This window comes from Kitasatospora sp. NPDC018619 (assembly GCF_044391605.1).
Taxonomy (GTDB): Bacteria; Actinomycetota; Actinomycetes; order Streptomycetales; family Streptomycetaceae; genus Kitasatospora.
On the sequence record NZ_JBISAI010000004.1, the window covers coordinates 355234 to 373642 of the forward strand.

15 protein-coding genes, 1 tRNA gene and 1 pseudogene are annotated in these 18409 nt (G+C 72.1%); 7 read left to right on the forward strand and 10 right to left on the reverse strand.

The annotated features are described in order from the left end of the window. Window positions 1-9: 9 nt before the first annotated feature. Window positions 10-174 (reverse strand): alpha/beta fold hydrolase, encoded by a 165-nt coding sequence (locus ACH5AR_RS08800; RefSeq protein WP_396300649.1) that lies wholly within the window; start codon window positions 172-174, stop codon window positions 10-12. 592 nt (window positions 175-766) lie between these two features. Next, window positions 767-1072: pseudogene (locus tag ACH5AR_RS08805) on the reverse strand (methyltransferase domain-containing protein); the annotation flags it as partial. Between ACH5AR_RS08805 and cutA the strand changes: the two are divergent. Further along, on the forward strand, window positions 1028-1375 hold the full coding sequence (cutA, locus tag ACH5AR_RS08810; RefSeq protein WP_396300650.1) for a divalent-cation tolerance protein CutA: 348 nt from the start codon (window positions 1028-1030) through the stop codon (window positions 1373-1375). The pseudogene ACH5AR_RS08805 and the gene cutA overlap by 45 nt on opposite strands. 178 nt (window positions 1376-1553) lie before the next feature. Here cutA and ACH5AR_RS08815 read toward each other — a convergent pair whose 3' ends face one another. Beyond that, window positions 1554-1754 (reverse strand): DUF397 domain-containing protein, encoded by a 201-nt coding sequence (locus ACH5AR_RS08815; protein ID WP_396300651.1) that lies wholly within the window; start codon window positions 1752-1754, stop codon window positions 1554-1556. Next, window positions 1751-2599, reverse strand: coding sequence for a helix-turn-helix domain-containing protein (locus ACH5AR_RS08820; protein WP_396300652.1), 849 nt, complete (start codon window positions 2597-2599; stop codon window positions 1751-1753). The genes ACH5AR_RS08815 and ACH5AR_RS08820 overlap by 4 nt, the downstream gene beginning before the upstream one ends. 345 nt (window positions 2600-2944) lie before the next feature. On the opposite strand from ACH5AR_RS08820, the gene ACH5AR_RS08825 reads away from it, so the two are divergent. Further along, a complete protein-coding gene (locus ACH5AR_RS08825; protein WP_396300653.1) occupies window positions 2945-3100 on the forward strand; it encodes a hypothetical protein in 156 nt (51 codons plus the stop codon). A gap of 104 nt (window positions 3101-3204) precedes the next feature. On the opposite strand, the gene ACH5AR_RS08830 is transcribed toward ACH5AR_RS08825, so the two are convergent. Next, the gene (locus ACH5AR_RS08830; protein ID WP_396300654.1) at window positions 3205-3807 is read right to left on the reverse strand and encodes a GNAT family N-acetyltransferase; all 603 of its coding nucleotides are present in this window, start codon (window positions 3805-3807) and stop codon (window positions 3205-3207) included. A gap of 133 nt (window positions 3808-3940) precedes the next feature. Beyond that, entirely contained in the window at window positions 3941-5224 is a 1284-nt protein-coding gene (locus tag ACH5AR_RS08835; RefSeq protein ID WP_396300655.1) for an adenylosuccinate synthase, read from the reverse strand. 126 nt (window positions 5225-5350) lie between these two features. On the opposite strand from ACH5AR_RS08835, the gene ACH5AR_RS08840 reads away from it, so the two are divergent. The 3 genes from ACH5AR_RS08840 to purM all read left to right on the forward strand — a co-directional run bounded on the left by ACH5AR_RS08840 (window position 5351) and on the right by purM (window position 9377). Beyond that, entirely contained in the window at window positions 5351-6196 is an 846-nt protein-coding gene (locus tag ACH5AR_RS08840; RefSeq protein ID WP_396300656.1) for a diacylglycerol kinase, read from the forward strand. Window positions 6197-6609: 413 nt separating this feature from the next. Then, entirely contained in the window at window positions 6610-8193 is a 1584-nt protein-coding gene (purF, locus tag ACH5AR_RS08845; RefSeq protein ID WP_396300657.1) for an amidophosphoribosyltransferase, read from the forward strand. A gap of 95 nt (window positions 8194-8288) precedes the next feature. Next, a complete protein-coding gene (purM, locus tag ACH5AR_RS08850; protein WP_396300658.1) occupies window positions 8289-9377 on the forward strand; it encodes a phosphoribosylformylglycinamidine cyclo-ligase in 1089 nt (362 codons plus the stop codon). Between the two features lie 166 nt (window positions 9378-9543). On the opposite strand, the gene ACH5AR_RS08855 is transcribed toward purM, so the two are convergent. Then, window positions 9544-9801 (reverse strand): DUF3073 family protein, encoded by a 258-nt coding sequence (locus tag ACH5AR_RS08855; protein WP_396300659.1) that lies wholly within the window; start codon window positions 9799-9801, stop codon window positions 9544-9546. Window positions 9802-10192: 391 nt separating this feature from the next. Continuing rightward, entirely contained in the window at window positions 10193-11350 is a 1158-nt protein-coding gene (locus ACH5AR_RS08860) for a Glu/Leu/Phe/Val dehydrogenase dimerization domain-containing protein (RefSeq protein WP_396300660.1), read from the reverse strand. 199 nt (window positions 11351-11549) lie between these two features. Between ACH5AR_RS08860 and ACH5AR_RS08865 the strand changes: the two genes are divergently transcribed. Both ACH5AR_RS08865 and bldC read left to right on the forward strand, forming a co-directional pair. Continuing rightward, the gene (locus ACH5AR_RS08865; protein ID WP_396300661.1) at window positions 11550-12497 is read left to right on the forward strand and encodes a hypothetical protein; all 948 of its coding nucleotides are present in this window, start codon (window positions 11550-11552) and stop codon (window positions 12495-12497) included. A gap of 487 nt (window positions 12498-12984) precedes the next feature. Then, window positions 12985-13191: a developmental transcriptional regulator BldC gene (gene bldC / locus ACH5AR_RS08870; RefSeq protein WP_014137253.1), complete on the forward strand. Its 207-nt coding sequence runs from the start codon at window positions 12985-12987 to the stop codon at window positions 13189-13191. 358 nt (window positions 13192-13549) lie between these two features. Here bldC and ACH5AR_RS08875 read toward each other — a convergent pair. Both ACH5AR_RS08875 and hrpA read right to left on the reverse strand, forming a co-directional pair. Further along, window positions 13550-13623, reverse strand: a tRNA-Asp gene (locus tag ACH5AR_RS08875). Between the two features lie 144 nt (window positions 13624-13767). After that, a complete protein-coding gene (gene hrpA, locus ACH5AR_RS08880) occupies window positions 13768-17748 on the reverse strand; it encodes an ATP-dependent RNA helicase HrpA (RefSeq protein WP_396300662.1) in 3981 nt (1326 codons plus the stop codon). Between the last annotated feature and the right edge of the window lie 661 nt (window positions 17749-18409).

The window sequence follows — 18409 nt, forward strand, 5'->3', positions numbered from 1 at the left end:
CGTCGCCGGTCAGCCGCCGAGGAAGTCGGCCACCGTGCGGCGGAACGCGGCCGGGTCGTCCAGCCAGGGGTAGTGGCCGGCGGCGGGCTGGACGGCGGTACGGGCGCGGCGGAACAGCGCCGCCGTGGCGCGGACCGCCCCGGCCCGCGGGGCCGGGGCGTACGCACCGGCCACCAGCAGGACGGGGCAGGCGAGCCCGGCGACACCGGCCCGGACCTCGGCGGGCTCGCAGCCGCCGTGGTACGCCGCGGCGGCCTCGGGGTGCGCTGGGCGGCGCGGGCGGCTTCGTGGGCCCGGGCGGCGGCGTCCCAGCGGCCGTGGAAGCGCGGCGCGAGGGCGTCCGGGGCGGCGTCGCCGCCGGCGGCGAGGGTTCGGACGGCGGCCCGGGCGGCCGGGCACCACTCCTCCCGGCCGAGGCCGCGGGCCTCGGCCGCCTCGTGGAAGTCGCCCTCGGTGGCGGTGGCGCCGACGATCCGGAGGCTGGGCGTGACCAGGACCGGCCGTCCGGTGCGTGCGGGGTGCCGCGGGGCGTACAGGACCGCGAGCGGGCAGCCGGCCGAGTGGGCGAGGAGGTCCACCCGGCCCGCCCGAGCATGGCCGGCCAGTCCTCGATCTGCGCCGTGGAGTCGGGCAGTTCGGCGCGCATGGCGCTGAAGGCGTCCTCGTGGGCGGCGTCCGTCCTGGCTTGGAAGCCGGGGCGGCCGAGGCCGAAGTCGCGTGGCAGGTAGCGGGCCGGCAGGCCGCTCTCGGCGACGGCGAGCAGACCGCCGGGGCGCAGCAGTCCGGCGAGCGCGGTGAGCGCGGCCTGCTGGTCGCCCAGGTGGTGGATGGCGTTGCCGGACCAGATCAGGTCGGCCTCGCCGAGCTCGTCGAACTGGGCGGGCAGGTCGGCCCGCTGGGTTCCGAGCCGGCCCCCGGAGCGGGTCCGGGCGCGCTCCAGCAGGGCGGCCGGGGGCTCCGACCGGGGCGGGGCGGGGCAACGGCGGCGGGCGCCCGGGCGGCGGGGACCGGCCGGTACCGTCGGGGCATGACAGCGAGCGAGCAGGGCTACGTCGTGGTGACCACCACCCACGAGAGCGAGGAGCAGGCGCGGGCCCTGGCCTCCGCCGTGGTGCGGGAGCGGCTGGCGGCCTGTGCCCAGGTGTACCCCGTACGGTCGGTGTACTGGTGGGAGGGCGAGGTGCAGGACGCCGACGAGTGGCGGATCGACCTCAAGACCAGGGCCGAACTCGCCGACCGGCTGGGTGCGTTCGTGGCCGGGCAGCACTCCTACGAGACGCCCGAGGTGGTCGCCGTGCCGGTGGTGGGCGGCAGCGCCGACTACCTGGCCTGGGTGGCCGCGCAGACGGCGGCCGGTCCGGAGCGCACCGAGTAGCCCGGGCGCGGGGGCTCAGGGCGCGACCTGGAGGAAGGCCGGTGCGGCCGGCACCCGCCGGTGGTCCTCCTCCGAGGGCGGCAGGTCGAGCTTGAGGAAGGTGTTCGCGGTGTGCTTCTTTCACCGCCGAGCCGCGCCCAGGGGCACTGTGGGCCGTCAGCCCGGCGCGGGCCGGGCCTCACGGCCGGGAGAAGTCGGCGTAGCGGTCGAACTCCCCGGACTTCACTCCGCGGACGAAGGCGGCCCACTTGCGCGGGGTGGTCCGCACGACCACCTCGGGCCGGTCCGACTCGCGGATCTCCACCAGCCCGCCGGTGGCCCGGACTTCGACGCAGTCGCTGCTCTCGGCGCTGACCGACGCCTTGCGCCAGTCGTTCATGCGAAGTCGTTCAGCAGTGCCCGGATGAACTCCCGGGACTCGTCCGGTCCGAGCGCGATCGCCGCGGCCTCCTCCTTGATCCGCCGGTAGGAGGCCAGTTCGACCTGGGTATGCACGAACTTGGGCCCCGGGGAGAGGTCGATCTGGACGGTGTCGAGCTCCGGGACCGGTCCGCGGGCGAGGTAGAGGCTCTCCCCGGAGCCGGTGTAGGTGGGCACGTTGAACGGGATCACCAGGATGTCGACCTCGGGCCGCTCCGACCGCTTCAGCAGGTCCAGCCACTGGTCGCGCAGCACGTCGGGGCCGCCGAACTGCATGCGCAGCGCGGACTCGTGGAGGAACGCGCTGTACGGCTTCGGGCGCTCGACGAAGGTCCGCTGGCGCTGGATCCGGAACTCCCGCCGGACCTCCGCCTCCTGCCGGTACTGGGGCGGAAGCCGCTCGAACACCGCGGCGGCGTACTCGGGGGTCTGGAGCAGGCCGGGGATGAAGGTGCTGTTCAGGATGGACAGGGAGGTGGCGTGGTACTCCATCTCCGCGATGTCGATGATCCCGCTCGGCAGCCGGCCTCGGTAGGCGTCCCACCAGTACTTGCGCCGGTCCTGCGTCATGGCCAGCAGCGCGTCCAGGTAGGGCCCGTCCTCGCAGCCGCAGGTCCGTGCCCAGACCCGCAGCCGCTCGGCGCTGATGCCCGACTTCCCGTTCTCCATCTGGGAGATCTTGGGCAGGTCGGTGCCGATGACGGCGGCCAGGCTCTTGGGCGTGACGCCCACGAGTTCGCGCATCCTGCGCAACTCGATCCCGAGGCGCTGCTGGCGCTCGGTCGGCGACAAGCGGGGTGGCATGACTCTCCTATCCGGGGCGCGGCTCGCGTCGATGCTTCCGGTGAAGTGTGCCGCGCACACCGGGTGCTAGCTATCGAAACGGGGGATACCCCACGATGGAGTGAACGTGCCTTCGCTCGGTAGCAACTCTGGCACCCTGACCCTATGGTCGTCGTGTCACTCACTGACTTGTTGCCGCCTAAACAGACGTCAAACAGTCGTCAAGCGGCCGGAATCGGCCGCGATGGCACAGCAGATGCATGGTCGCGGCGCCCGAATTCACCGACCGGAGACAGCCATGCCCTTCCCCACGCCCCTCGGCCTCCCCGGCCGGTCCCGTCCACCCCAGCGCATGCCCGCCTCGCGGTGAATGCGCTTCTCGTCGCCGGACTGTCGGCCCTCCTGCTCGCCGTCCTGTTCGTCGGCTGGCTGGTCTGGCTGGTGAACGTCCAGCCCTATGAACTCCGGGCGGCGAAACACGAGTTCGCGGCCGGTCGGCCCGCCTCCGGCGAGCGGAAGTAGCCGGCCGCCGCCCGTCCGCCCGTCCGCCCGTCCGCCCGCGCTCCGCCGCGGCCCGCGCCCGTCCGCCCGCGCCGGGGCCGGGTCGGCGCCGGGGCGGGGCCGGCTCAGCCCCGGGAGAGCCGTTCCGTCAGCCGGGCTCCGGCCGCCGGCCACTCGTCGGCGAGCAACGAGAAGTAGGCGCTGTCCCGCCAGGTGCCGTCGGGGCGCAGGCGGTGGCGGCGGAAGACCCCCTCGTACCGGGCGCCGAGCCGCAGGATCGCGGCGCGGGAGCGCTCGTTGCGGGCGTCGGTCTTCCAGAAGACGCGGCCCATGCCGAGGTCGTCGAAGGCGTGGGTGAGGAGCAGCAGCTTCGCCTCGGTGTTCACCGCCGTGCGCCACACCGAGCGGGCGTACCAGGTGCCGCCGATCTCCACGGACTCGTTCCCGGCGTCGGCGTCGTGGAAGCCGGTGACGCCGACGGCCCGGCCGCTCGCGAGCTCGACGGCGGCGAAGTTCACCGACGTGCCCGCGGCCTGCTCCGCCACGCGGGTGTCGACGATCGTGCCGAACTCCTCCGCGGAGGCGGGCGGCGTGTGCATGGTCCAGCGCCAGACCTCCGGGTCGGAGCCGACGGTGGCCCAGAGGTCGGCGAGGTGGCGGCGCTCCAACGGCTCCAGGCGGATGTGGCGGCCGGTGAGGACGACGGGTGAGGGCAGCTTCGCGGTCATGATCCCCAAGCTAACCGCTTTCTGCACTAGAGGCAAGAGATGTTTGAACTAGTGCAAATCACGCAGTCCGGAAAGGACGAAGGCCCCGCGGGACGGATCCCGCGGGGCCTTCGGTGTCCGGGCGGACGGACGGTCAGATGAAGGAGTTGATCTGGATCGTCTCGTCGCGGCCCGGGCCGACGCCGATGGCCGAGATCGGCGCGCCCGACATCTCCTCCAGCGCCTTCACGTACGCCTGGGCGTTCTTCGGCAGCTCGGCGAAGGTCTTCGCCTTGCTGATGTCCTCCGTCCAGCCCGGGAGGGTCTCGTAGACCGGCTTCGCGTGGTGGAAGTCCGACTGGTTGTAGGGGAGCTCCTCGACCCGCTTGCCGTCGATCTCGTACGCGACGCAGACCGGGATCTGCTCCCAGCCGGTCAGCACGTCCAGCTTGGTGAGGAAGAAGTCGGTCAGGCCGTTGACCCGGGTCGCGTAGCGCGCGATCACGGCGTCGAACCAGCCGCAGCGGCGGTCGCGGCCGGTGGTGACACCGCGCTCGCCGCCGATCCGGCGCAGCGCCTCGCCGTCCTCGTCGAGCAGCTCGGTCGGGAACGGGCCGGAGCCGACGCGGGTGGTGTAGGCCTTGAGGATGCCGATGACCCGGTCGATCTTGGTCGGGCCGATGCCGGCGCCGGTGCAGGCGCCGCCCGCGGTCGGGTTCGACGAGGTCACGAAGGGGTACGTGCCGTGGTCGACGTCGAGCAGGGTGCCCTGGCCGCCCTCCAGCAGGACGACCTTGTCCGCCTTCAGCGCCTCGTCCAGGACGAGGGTGGTGTCGGCGAGGAAGGGCTTGATCTTCTCCGCGTAGCCCAGGTACTCCTCGACCACCAGGTCGGCCGGGATGGTGCGGCGGTTGTACAGCTTGACCAGGATCTGGTTCTTGTCGTGCAGCGCCGCCTCGATCTTCTGGCGCAGGATCGACTCGTCGAACAGGTCCTGGACCCGGATGCCGACGCGGTTGATCTTGTCCGCGTAGGTCGGGCCGATGCCCCGGCCGGTGGTGCCGATCCGGCGCTTGCCGAGGAAGCGCTCGGTGACCTTGTCCAGGGTGCGGTGGTACGGGGTGATCAGATGGGCGTTGCCCGAGATCAGCAGCTTCGAGGTGTCGATGCCGCGGTCGTTCAGACCGGCCAGCTCGGAGAGCAGCACGGCCGGGTCGATCACGACGCCGTTGCCGATCACCGGCGTCACGTTCGGGCTGAGGATTCCGGAAGGGAGCAGGTGCAGGGCGTACTTCTGGTCGCCGATGACCACCGTGTGACCGGCGTTGTTGCCGCCCTGGTAGCGGACCACGTAGTCGACGGAGCCGCCGAGGAGGTCGGTGGCCTTCCCCTTGCCCTCGTCTCCCCACTGAGCGCCAACGAGCACGAGTGCCGGCACAGGCGTACACCCCTTCCGGTTGGGGCATCCTGCGTAGGCCGCAGTCTGCCCCGAGATAGACGAAGCCCCTGGCGCAATGGCGCAAGGGGCTCTTGCACCGAGAGATTACCTGAGGAAGGACCGGTCGTGTCGTCCCTGTCCACGCCTGCTACCGGCGGCCCGGAGCCGCTCCTGCTGCTCCTCGACCCGGTGGCCCGGCAGACCGACGGCGAGTCGGTGCGGATCGCGAAGGACGTGCTCTGCGGAGGTGCGGACGTCAAGGTGGCCCTTCCGGAGACCCCCTCCGAGCTCGACCGGGTGCTTTCGCACCGGGGCCGGAGGCGACCGGTGGTGATCGGTTCCGACCTCGCCCTGCAGCGGGTGCTCCAGGCCCTCCATCGCCAGCGTGAGCTGGGGGACGAGGCGGTGGGGATGGTCCCGGTCGGCCGCTCGGAGGAGCTGCTGGCGGCCCGCGCGCTCGGCGTGCCGGGGGAGCCGGTGCGGGCCGCGCGGGCGGTGCTGTCGGGCGCGCCGCGCCGGCTGGACCTCCTGGTGGACGACGGCGGCGGGGTGGCGCTGGGCGGGGTGCGGATCACCGGCGGGGCCGCCCGTCGGCCACTGGGCCGTTCGGGCGGCTGGCGTTCGCTATGGGCGAAACTGGCTGCGGCCGAGCAGGCGAACGCACTCACGCCGGACGGTGCCGACCACGGGTCCCGGGTCCGGGTCGAGGCCGACGGCCGGCTGCTCGCCGACGTCCACCGGCCGGTGCGGCTGGTCCAGGTCAGGCTCCCGACCGGCGGCTCGGACGGGACGGGCGAGATGGAGGTGGTGGTCGCCGCCGCCGGGGCCCTGGTGCGGGCCCGGGCGGCGAGCGTCTCGGTGGTCGGGCGCGGCTTCGGCTACGAGGCGGACGGCCATCCGGTCGGGCCGGTCCGGGCCCGGACCTGGACGGTGCACCCGGGGGCCTGGGGCCTGCTGCTGCCGGCCGCCTGACCGACCGGCGGCGTGGCGACCGGCGGCGTGGCGACCGGCGGCGTGGCGAACGGCCGCCTGACCGAACGCCGGGCTGACCGAACGTGGCCCGACCGAACGGCGGCGTGGCCCACCGGCCGCCTGACCGAACGGTGCTCCGGCCCGCCCGGCCGGCAGGCGACGGGCGGGCGACCGGCGGAGGAACCCCGGGTGAGCAGTCTCACGTTCGTCCGCACCCGGACCCCCGCCGCCGCGCCCGCCGAACTCCCCAACAGGCGCGAACCGCAAGGCCAACCGCCACTCGCCGGAATTCCCCCCACCCGAAATGCCGGGCCGGTAAGGGGTTTTGTCTACGCGCATCAACTCGTGATCGCCGGACAAAGCCGCAGTCCCGGGGTCCGGAAGCCCGGGTCAACTGCCCTAGACTCGAAGGCGTGCCACGTGGTGACGGAAGACTCAACCACGATCTTCTTCCCGGTGAGAAAGGCCCCCAGGACGCGTGTGGCGTCTTCGGTGTCTGGGCTCCCGGCGAGGAGGTCGCCAAGCTCACGTTCTTCGGCCTTTACGCCCTGCAGCACCGCGGTCAGGAATCCGCGGGCATCGCAGTGAGCAACGGCTCCCAGATTCTCGTCTTCAAGGACATGGGACTCGTCTCCCAGGTCTTCGACGAGGCCTCGCTGGGGTCGTTGCACGGGCATATCGCCGTCGGACACGCCCGCTACTCGACCACCGGTTCCTCGGTCTGGGAGAACGCCCAGCCGACCTTCCGGGCGACCGTTCACGGCTCGCTGGCCCTCGGGCACAACGGAAACCTGGTGAACACCGCCGAACTGGCGGCCATGGTCGCCGAACTGCCCGGTGAGGAGCACGTCTCGCGCTCCGGCCGGACGGCCGCGACCAACGACACCGACCTGGTGACGGCCCTGCTCGCCGGCCACCCGGACCTCTCCATCGAGGAGACGGCCAAGGTCGTGCTGCCCGAGGTCAAGGGCGCGTTCTCGCTCGTCTTCATGGACGAGCACACCCTCTACGCCGCCCGCGACCCGCAGGGCATCCGCCCGCTGGTGCTCGGCCGGCTGGAGCGCGGCTGGGTGGTCGCCTCCGAGACGGCGGCGCTGGACATCTGCGGCGCCTCCTTCATCCGCGAGGTGGAGCCCGGCGAGCTCATCGCCATCGACGAGAACGGCATGCGCAGCAGCCGCTTCGCGCAGGCCAAGCCCAAGGGCTGCGTCTTCGAGTACGTCTACCTGGCCCGCCCCGACACCTCCATCGCCGGCCGCAACGTGCACCTCTCCCGCGTGGAGATGGGCCGCCGGCTGGCCGCGGAGGCGCCCGTCGAGGCCGACCTGGTGATAGCGACGCCCGAGTCCGGCACCCCCGCCGCGATCGGCTACGCCGAGGCCAGCGGCATCCCGTACGGCTCCGGCCTGGTGAAGAACGCCTACGTCGGGCGCACCTTCATCCAGCCCAGCCAGACCATCCGCCAGCTCGGCATCCGGCTCAAGCTCAACCCGCTGCGCGAGGTCATCGCGGGCAAGCGCCTGGTGGTCGTGGACGACTCGATCGTCCGCGGCAACACCCAGCGCGCGCTGGTGAAGATGCTGCGCGAGGCCGGCGCGGCCGAGGTCCACATCCGGATCTCCTCCCCGCCGGTGAAGTGGCCCTGCTTCTTCGGCATCGACTTCGCCACCCGCGCGGAGCTGATCGCCAACGGCATGACCATCGAGGAGATCGGCCGCACGCTCGGCGCGGACTCGCTCGCCTACATCTCGATCGACGGCATGATCGAGGCCACCAAGCAGCCCAAGGACCGGCTCTGCCGGGCCTGCTTCGACGGCGAGTACCCGATGGAGCTGCCGGACCCGGCGCTGCTCGGCAAGCTCCTGCTGGAGGCCGAGATCAAGGGCGGCCAGCAGCAGCCGGCCGTCCGCGGCAAGCCGACCAGCGGCAGCGACCTGGACGGCGTCCAGTCGCTGCTCGGCGGGGCGGGCGCGGCCGACGCGCTGCGCCGGCCGTAACGAACCGACGGTGGGGTCCCGCGAACCGGGGCCCCACCGCTGTTCCACCCCCGTAGTCCCCGAACCACCCACCTGACCCGAAAGGGCCGCACGCAGTGACCAGCTCCAACCAGAACGGCGCCACCTACGCCGCCGCCGGTGTCGACATCGAGGCGGGCGACCGCGCCGTCGAGCTCATGAAGCAGTGGGTCAAGAAGGCCAACCGCCCCGAGGTGGTCGGTGGTCTCGGCGGCTTCGCCGGCCTCTTCGACGCGTCCGCCTTCAAGAACTACGAGCGGCCGCTGCTGGCCTCGGCCACCGACGGGGTGGGGACGAAGGTGGCGATCGCCGCCGCCCTGGACAAGCACGACACCATCGGTCACGACCTGGTCGGCATGGTCGTCGACGACCTCGTGGTGTGCGGCGCCGAGCCGCTGTTCATGACCGACTACATCTGCGTGGGCAAGGTCGTCCCGGAGCGGGTCGCCGCGATCGTCAAGGGCATCGCCGAGGGCTGCGCGCTGGCCGGCTGCGCCCTGGTCGGCGGCGAGACCGCCGAGCACCCGGGCCTGCTGGGCCCGGACGAGTACGACGTCGCGGGCGCCGGCACCGGCGTGGTGGAGGCCGACGCACTGCTCGGCGCGGACCGGGTCCGGGCCGGCGACGTGGTGATCGCGATGGCCGCCTCCGGCCTGCACTCCAACGGCTACTCGCTGGTCCGCCACGTGCTGCTGAACGAGGCCGGCTGGAAGCTGGACCGCAAGGTCGAGGAGTTCGGCCGCACCCTCGGCGAGGAGCTGCTGGAGCCGACCCGGATCTACTCGCTGGACTGCCTGGCGCTCACCCGCGCCACCGAGGTGCACGCCTTCTCGCACGTCACCGGCGGCGGCCTGGCGGCCAACCTGGCCCGGGTGATCCCGGACGGCCTGCACGCCCGCCTGGACCGCGGAACCTGGACCCCGCTGCCGGTGTTCCAGACCGTCGCCGAGGTCGGCCGGATGGCCACCCTGGAGATCGAGAAGACGCTGAACATGGGCGTCGGCATGGTCGCGGTCGTCCCGCCGCACTCGGTGGACGTCGTGCTGTCGATCCTGGAGGACCGCGGGGTGGAGTCCTGGCTGCTCGGCGACATCGTCGAGCGCGGCGCGGAGCACGAGGGCGGCGCGGCCCTCTACAACGCCTACGAGGGCTTCCGGGCGGGCTGACCCGGCCCGGGACGGCGCGAGGGCCCCTCCGGTGCTCCGGAGGGGCCCTGTCGCGTCCCGGGTTCGGTGACGGGCCGGGTTCGGTGACGGGCCCGGCCGCCCGCGGGAACGCCGAAGACCGGCCCGGCGCCCAGGGCGCGCGGACCGGTCCGGCGGGACTGCTTCGTTACGAGCGGCGGGAGGCCTGGGAGGCCCCGGTGCCCGGCTCGCTGTCGTCCTCGTCGTCGAGGGCGGCGTAGCGGGCGGCGTACTCCGCGTAGGGGTCGTCGTCCTCCACTTCCTCGATCGGCTCCGGCTCGATCGAAGAGGTGGACGGCGATACGCCCAGCTCGTTGGACAGACGGTTAGCGTCAAACCCGCCGCTGTTGTACTTCAGCTCGCGGGCGACCTTCGTCTGCTTGGCCTTGGCCCGGCCGCGCCCCATGGGTCGACCCCCTCAACGATGGGGCTCACGGCCCCGAGTCTGACACGTGTTCATGATCAGGACCGGCGCCTGCCCGAATGGGAGAAGCCGTCCCTTGGAGCATTAACGGTACCTGTTTCCGCCGCTGGACGGTACGTCGTCGGTGTGACGTGGCGCGCACCGACTGCACCCGAGACAAGGTCTTTCCAGGTCAAGGGAGGTTTTGCGGCGGTTTTCGCGCTGTCCGGAAGTGTCTGAGGTCCGTCGTTCCAGGGTTGATTATCCCCCCTGAGGGGGCCTCGGATCACCCGTTCGGCCGGAGAAGTGAGAATCCGGTTCCACATCGTGATGCGCGGGGGGCCAGGGGGACGGCCCGGCCCCCCGCGCACCACGGGGTCGTCCGCGGCTCCGGTCAGGAGCGGCGGGCGCCGGGCAGCAGCACCGTGCGCAGCGCGCTGATCTCGCGCATCCGCTTCTCGGCCAGGCGGTCGGCGGCGACCGCCGGCGGGATGCCGTCGGAAGCGGCCCGGGTGAAGATCTCCAGGGTGGTGTCGAAGATCTTCGTGGCCTTGTTCTTGGCCCGCTCGAAGTTGAAGCCCTCGATCTCGTCGGCGACCTGGATGACGCCGCCGGAGTTCACCAGGTAGTCCGGGGCGTAGAGGATGCCGCGGTCGGCCAGGTCCTTCTCGACGCCCGGGTGGGCCAGCTGGTTGTTGGCCGCGCCGCAGACCACCGAGGTGCCGGACTCGCCCAGCGCCGCGACGGTGTCGTCGGTCAGCGCCCCGCCGAGGGCGCAGGGGGCGTAGACGTCCAGCCGGGCCCGGAGCAGGGCGGTGGTGTCGGCGACGACCTCCACCTCCGGGTGAGCCGCGCGCACGCGGTTGACGGCGGCCTCGAAGGGGTCGGTGACGACGACGGTGGCGCCGTCCGCGACCAGGTGGCCGACCAGGTAGTGGCCGACCTTGCCGACGCCCGCGACGCCGACCCGCTTGCCGCGCAGGGTCGGCTGGCCCCAGCGGGCCTGGGCGGAGGCGCGCATGCCCTGGAAGACGCCGAAGGCGGTCAGGATGGACGAGTCGCCGGCGCCGCCGTGCTCGGGCGAGCGGCCCGTCACGGAGACCGTCTCGCGGGCGATGACGTCCATGTCCTGGACGTAGGTGCCCACGTCGCAGGCGGTGATGTAGCGGCCGCGCAGGGACTCGACGAAGCGGCCGTAGGCCCGGAGCATCGCCTCGTTCTTGTCCTTGTTCGGGTCGCCGATGATGACGGCCTTGCCGCCGCCGAGGTCCAGGCCGGCCAGCGCGTTCTTGTAGGACATCCCGCGGGACAGGTTCAGCGCGTCCTCCAGCGCCTCCTCCTCGGAGGCGTAGGGGAAGAAGCGGGTGCCGCCGAGGGCCGGGCCCAGGGCGGTCGAGTGGATGGCGATGATCGCCTTCAGACCCGAGCTGCGGTCGTGGCAGAGGACGACCTGCTCGTGACCGTCGCCGGGGGCGCCGTCCTGTTCGGTACGGAAGATCCTGCTGAGCACGCCGGATGCGGAGTGCGTGGCGGGGGTCTGTACGTCGGTCACTGTGGTGACTCCAGTATCGAAGGCCCGCTGCTGTGGTGCGGGCGCCTAGGGCGAAGCGTAGCCGCGCACGCGGCGCCGATCAGCCGTCTCGTCCGAGCCGGGGCCGACCGTCCGAGGGGTGGGACGGACGGGCTGTCGCGGTGCGGGCGCGAACGGGTTCGGGGGCGCGCTCTCCCGGGGCCGCCCGGGCCGTGCGACCATGCAGGGCGTGACCGTCGTACGCACCTCCGTACACCCGCCCTACGCCGCCCACCTGCGGGTCTACGAGCCGCTGGCCGCCTACCCCGAGCCCGAGCGGGCGCGCTGGCAGGCCTATGCGGCGGAGCACGGGCCGGACGCCGCGGAGCCCGCCCAGCCGGTGGCGGCGGCGGTGCTGGAGGAGCAGCGGGAGGCGCTGGCCGGGCTGGCCGCCCGCACGCCGCGGGCGCTGCCCGAGCGGGAGAGCGGACGGGCGTACCTGCGGGTGGTGGACGGCGTGCTGTACGTCTGCCCGTGGGCCACCCGGCTGCGCAGTTGGCAGGCGCTGGAGGAGCTGCGGGCGGGGGCGCCGGTGGCGCTGCTGGACACCGCGCTGCCGCCGGTGGCCCGGGCGGCCGCCGAGGCGGACCGGGAGCGCTGGCGGGCCGAGCACCCGGACGCCCGGCCGTGGATCGTGACCAGCCGGTGGGAGGTGCCGGTGCGCTGGTTCCTGCCGTTCGGGGACGAGGACCGCTGCTTCGTGCCGGGCGGGGGCGGGCCGGGGGAGCGGCCGGCGGGCGGTCCGGCGGACGGCGCGGAGCGGGCGGGTGAGCCGGGGGGCCGGCTGGCCGCGTTGTTCTACCTGGTGCCGATGGCGCAGGCGCGCCGACGGGTGGCGCGGGCCTTCCGGGCGCTGCGCGAGGCGGTGCCGGACGGTGAACTGGTGCAGGGGGCGGAGCGGGTCGGGCGCTGGCTGGAGGAGTTCCACCCGCGTTCGCTGGTGGAGCTGGACTACGGGGGGCTGGTGCATCTGCTGGGCCCCGAACGGTTGCTGGCGGACCGTTCGGCGGGGGAGCTGGAGGAGGGGCTGCGCGCGCTGCGGGCGGGGGACACCGCGGAGGCGCTGCGGGTGTACGGGGAGCTGACGGTGCGGTGGCGGCGGGTGCAGGCGCTGCGGTACGCGAACTGACGTCCGACCCCCCGTGTATGACTGTAAGAGGCCTAAGGACCGCGTCCGCGATGACCAAGGTCCTGGTTCGGGTCAATAGCTGTCGAACGTGACACTACTCACCGTTGACGCGAACTTACCCCTATGTGCAAAAATGGGACAACCAGCCCAACTTCACGTGAGCGTGCCCACTTTTGGGTGGTTCTGGAGTCGATGCGTGCTTTGCGGGGAAACGGAGGGTCTGGTCCCCTCGTAACCGGTTGTCATCGCTATGTGACTGTCCGTTATGAGGTGGTCCATCGCCATCCGTCGGCCTTGAACCCGTGAGGGGTCAATTTTGGCGGTTTGGTCGATAGGGCTGGACGGATGGTGTAGTTGTAGACACCAGGACAAGCCGTTCGTCCTATAACCGACTCGGCCCGTCTATGCCATTTCGGGCATCGCGGGTCAAGGTGCAGAATTTGAAGGATAGAACCGCCCTGGTTCGGTTCTCCCGAGGAGGCCGCTCATGACCGCTCGTACCCCTGATGCTGAGCCGCTGCTGACGCCGGCAGAGGTTGCCACCATGTTCCGCGTGGACCCGAAGACGGTCACCCGCTGGGCCAAGGCAGGCAAGCTGACGTCGATTCGCACGCTCGGCGGTCACCGCCGTTACCGTGAGGCGGAGGTGCGCGCTCTGCTGGCCGGGATTCCCGCCCAGCGCACTGAGGCCTGATAGGCCAAAGGCTCTTTAAAGGGGCCGCTTACCGGACTCCGCCGGGCCCGGTAAGCGGCCCCTTTGTCGTGCCCGCCCGAGGGGGCCCGGTGCCGGTCGAGTTGTCGGAATGTTGAACTCCGGATAACGGTTTGATGCGGGTGGGACGGGGGGGATTTACAGTGAATAGCTGTACAATTTTACATATTAAATTAAGAGGCTTCCGGAGGGGCTTCCGCAGGGCCGGTTCCGGAGGAGGGCCCGTGACGACCGTCACACGGTCTGTCACTTGTGGTCTAGACCTAGGCCTTGGTACAAGGCCGGGCGGTCAAAAGCGAGAGGCCCGGAACCTGACGGTTCCGGGCCTCTCGCACTGCGGCGATCCCGACGGGACTTGAACCCGCGACCTCCACCTTGACAGGGTGGCGAGCTAACCAACTGCTCCACGGGACCAGATTCTCTGATCTCGTTCACTCGCTTGCCGCGCTGCGAACAAGACAGACTGTAGCCCATGGTGGGCCCCCAGGTCGAACTGGCTCCTGAAGGCCCGCCGCAGCTCACACGGCCGCACCGGGCGGGGCGGGCGCCCGCCGGGGGTCAGAGCGTCGCCCGCGCCGCCTCCATCGCCTTCATGATCCGCTTCTCGGAGACCGGGCTCGGCGTGCCCAGCGACTGGGCGAAGAAGCTGACCCGCAGCTCCTCGATCATCCAGCGGATCGCCCGCACCTCCGCGGACGGCTGCTGCCCGGCCGGCACCGCCGCCAGCAGCTCCCCGTACGCCTGTTGCACCTGCTGCACCTTCAGCAGCTGCTGGGCGTCCCGCTGCGGGTGGTTGGGCAGCGCCTCCAGGCGGCGGTCGACCGCCAGCAGGTAGCGCTTGAGGTCCGGCAGCCGCTGCCAGCCGGTGGCGGTCACGAAGCCCGGGTGCACCAGCGAGGCCAGGTGCAGCCGGACGTCGTTCACCGCGTTCAGCAGCACCGGGCTGCTCACCGACTTCAGCCGGGTCGAGGCCTTGTGGAAGGCGATCAGCGCGGAGGCCGTCTTCAGCGTGGTGTCCGCGGACAGGTCGTACAGGTCCGCGCGGACCTTGTCGTGCAGCGCGCCGAAGGCCGCGCCGTCCCAGGCCGGGCCGCCGGCCAGGGTCATCAGCCGGTCCGTCGCGGCGGCCACGACGTCCTCGAACAGGGCGCCGATCGAGCCGTGCGGGCTGTGCGAGAGCGCCAGCTTCGCCTGGTTGCCCAGCCGGCCCTGGATCGACTTGGCCGGGGAGGTGGTGGTCAGCATCAGCAGCCGCCTGGTGCCCTCCCACATCGCCTGGGCCTGCGCCTGCGGGGTGTCGAACAGCCGGACGCCGACCGACTGGCCCTCGTCCACCAGGGCCGGGTAGGCGCGCATCGAGTGGCCCCGCGAGCGCTGCTCGAAGGTCCGCTGGAGCACCGGCAGCGAGGCCGGCCAGGCGGTCAGCCCGGTCTGCTCGATGCCCCGGCCGGAGGCGGCCGAGGAGAGCGTCTCCTTCAGCTTCGGCTGGAGCTTCAGCCGCAGCTCCTCCAGGTCCTTGGACTCGGCGAGCCGGCGCTTGCCGTCCACCACCCGGAAGGTCACCTTGAGGTGGTCGGGCACCCGCGCGTCGTCCCAGGCCTCCGGCGGCACGGTGACGGCCGTCAGGCGCTTCAGGGCGTGCTCCAGGGCCGGCAGCAGCGGCTCCTGGCGGTCCTTCACCGCGCGCAGTGCCGCCCGGGCGAAGTCCGGCGCCGGGACGAAGTTGCGGCGGATCGCCTTCGGCAGCGACTTGATGTACGCGGTGACCAGCTCCTCCCGCAGACCGGGGATCTGCCAGTCGAAGCCCTCCGAGGTGACCTGGTTGAGCACCGGCAGCGGGATGTGCACCGTCACGCCGTCGGCGTCGCTGCCCGGCTCGAACTGGTACGTCAGCCGGAAGCGGAGCTTGCCCTGCTGCCAGTGGTCCGGGTAGTCGGCCTCCGTGACGCCGTCCGCGGCGTCGTTGATCAGCATCGACTTCTCGAAGTTCAGCAGGTCCGGCTGCTCGTGCCGGGCCTTCTTCCACCAGGAGTCGAAGTGCCGGGTGGAGACGACCTCCCCGGGCAGCCGGGCGTCGTAGAAGTCGAAGAGCGTCTGGTCGTCCACCAGGATGTCCCGGCGGCGCGCCCGGTTCTCCAGCTCCTCGACCTCGCCGAGCAGCTTCCGGTTCTCCGCGAAGAACCGGTGGTGGGTCTCCCAGTCGCCCTCGACCAGGGCGTTGCGGATGAACAGCTCGCGACAGAGCTCCGGGTCGATCCGCCCGTAGTTGACCTTGCGCTGGGCGACGACCGGCATCCCGTAGAGGGTCACCTTCTCGTACGCCATCACGGCGCCGGCCTTCTTCTCCCAGTGCGGCTCGCTGTAGCTGCGCTTGATCAGGTGGCCGGCCAGCGGCTCGACCCACTCCGGCTCGATCTTCGCGTTGATCCGCGCCCACAGCCGGGAGGTCTCCACCAGCTCGGCCGACATCACCCAGCGCGGCGGCTTCTTGAACAGCCCGGAGCCCGGGAAGACCGCGAAGCGGGCGCCGCGCGCACCGCCGTACTCGCGCTTCTCCGCGTCGAACAGGCCGATGTGGGAGAGCAGGCCGGCCAGCAGCGACTGGTGGATCCGGTCGGCGTCCGGCTCCGCGTCGGGGTGCGGCTCCTCGACCGTGACGCCCAACTGCTTGGCGACGGTGCGCAGCTGGACGTAGATGTCCTGCCACTCCCGTATCCGCAGGTAGTTGAGGAACTCCGCCTTGCACATCCGGCGGAACGCCGAGGAGGAGAGCTCGCTCTGCTGCTCCCGGACGTAGCGCCACATCGCCAGGTAGGAGAGGAAGTCGGAGGTCTCCGAGTTGAACCGCCTGTGCCGCTCGTCGGCGGCCTGGCGCTTCTCGGCCGGGCGCTCGCGCGGGTCCTGGATGGAGAGCGCGGCGGCGATCACCATGACGTCGCGCACGCAGCCGTTGCGGTCCGCCTCCAGCACCATGCGGGCCATCCGCGGGTCCACCGGGAGCTGGGCGAGCTTGCGGCCCAGCGGGGTCAGGCGCTTGCGCGGGTCCTTCTCGTCCGGGTCGAGCGCGCCCAGCTCGTGCAGCAGGTGGACGCCGTCCTTGATGTTGCGGGAGTCCGGCGGGTCCAGGAACGGGAAGGCGGCGATGTCGCCGAGGCCGGCCGCCGTCATCTGGAGGATCACCGAGGCCAGGTTGGTGCGCAGGATCTCGGCGTCGGTGAACTCGGGGCGGGAGAGGAAGTCCTCCTCCGAGTAGAGCCGGATGCAGATGCCGTCGGAGGTGCGGCCGCAGCGGCCCTTGCGCTGGTTGGCGCTGGCCTGGCTGATCGCCTCGATCGGCAGCCGCTGCACCTTGGTGCGGTGGCTGTAGCGGGAGATCCGGGCGGTGCCCGGGTCGATCACGTACTTGATGCCGGGGACGGTCAGCGAGGTCTCGGCGACGTTGGTGGCCAGCACGATCCGGCGGCTGCGCGAGCGCTGGAAGACCTTGTGCTGCTCCGCCGAGCTGAGCCGGGCGTACAGCGGCAGGATCTCGGTGTTCTTCAGCTTCAGCCGGCCGAGGGCGTCGGCGGTGTCCCGGATCTCGCGCTCGCCGGAGAGGAAGACCAGGATGTCGCCCGGCCCCTCGGCCTGGAGCTCCTCGGCGGCGTCGCAGATCGCCTGGACCTGGTCCCGGTCGCGGTCGGCCTCGTCCGCCTCGTCGTCGGCGTCGTCGACGATCGGCCGGTAGCGGACCTCGACGGGGTAGGTGCGCCCGGAGACCTCGATGATCGGGGCGTCGCCGAAGTGCCGGGCGAAGCGTTCCGGGTCGATGGTCGCGGAGGTGATGACGACCTTGAGGTCCGGGCGGCGGGGGAGCAGCTGCTTGACGTAGCCGAGGATGAAGTCGATGTTGAGGCTGCGCTCGTGCGCCTCGTCGATGATCAGGGTGTCGTACTGGTGGAGGTCGCGGTCGGTCTGGATCTCCGCGAGCAGGATGCCGTCCGTCATCAGCTTGACCAGGGTGTCCTGGCCGACCTGGTCGGTGAACCGGACCTTCCACCCGACCGCCTCGCCGAGCGGGCTGTCCAGCTCCTCCGCGACCCGCTCGGCCACGGTGCGGGCGGCGATCCGGCGCGGCTGGGTGTGGCCGACCAGGCCGCGCACCCCGCGGCCGAGCTCCAGGCAGATCTTCGGGATCTGGGTGGTCTTGCCGGAGCCGGTCTCGCCCGCGACGATCACCACCTGGTGGTCCCGGATCGCGGCCAGGATCTCGTCCTTCTTCTGGCTGACCGGGAGCTCGGCGGGATAGCCGATCCTGGGGACGGCCTGCCGGCGCCGCTCGACGACCAGCTCGGCGCGGTCGATGTCGGCGGCGATCTCGGCGGCGATCTTCTGCCGGGCCTCGGGCTTGCGGACCCGACGGGCCCCCTCCAGCCGGCGCCCGATCCGCACCTGGTCGCGCAGGGTCAGCTCGGGCAGACGGGCGGCCAGCTCGCCGATTCCGGGGCCCTCGGCGGGTACGGCGGCGGACTGGACTGCGGGAGAACTCACTGCGGGCATCCCTCTAGGTTCGCAAGGAGGCACGGCGGAGCGCACCTCGGTTTTCGAGCCCCTCCAGTGTCACAGCCGTACGCGGCGAATCGCGAACGACGGGCGACGGTCCGCGGCCCTCCCGGGCTCGGGTGGGTGAGGAGGTGCTCACGGGAGCGCACAGGGCCGCCCGGGACGAGGGGCTCCGGGCGGTTCGTCGGCAGCGCCCGGTCGCGGCTGTTCCGGACGGCGTACCCGCTCGCCGGGGGGGGCGGGCACAGCACCGAGGACCCGGTCCAGCAGGCGCGGGAGCGGGCGTACGCGGCCTGGAACCGGGGCCGGGGTGCGGACGCTCCGTACGCCGACGTGCGCCGGGCCGTGCCGACGAGCACGCCGGACGGTTCCGGCGCCAGGGTCGGTCGAGTACCCCGTCACCGCGCCCTGCCGGACCGGCCCCCTTCCCACCCCGTCCGGGCCGGGTCGGCGAGGGCACGGCGGACGCCGTCCGGCAGGCACCGGCAGCGTGCCGCCGGTCGTCCCGCAGGAGGTCGCGGGCAACCTCGACCAGCGCGTCGACCGGGTGCACCACCAGTCACCGTGGACGGCGGACGGCAGGCCGACGACTCCCCGCACGCGGTCTCCGCGCCCGGCGGGTACCCGGCCGCCGACGACGGCGCCCGCCCGGCCTGCG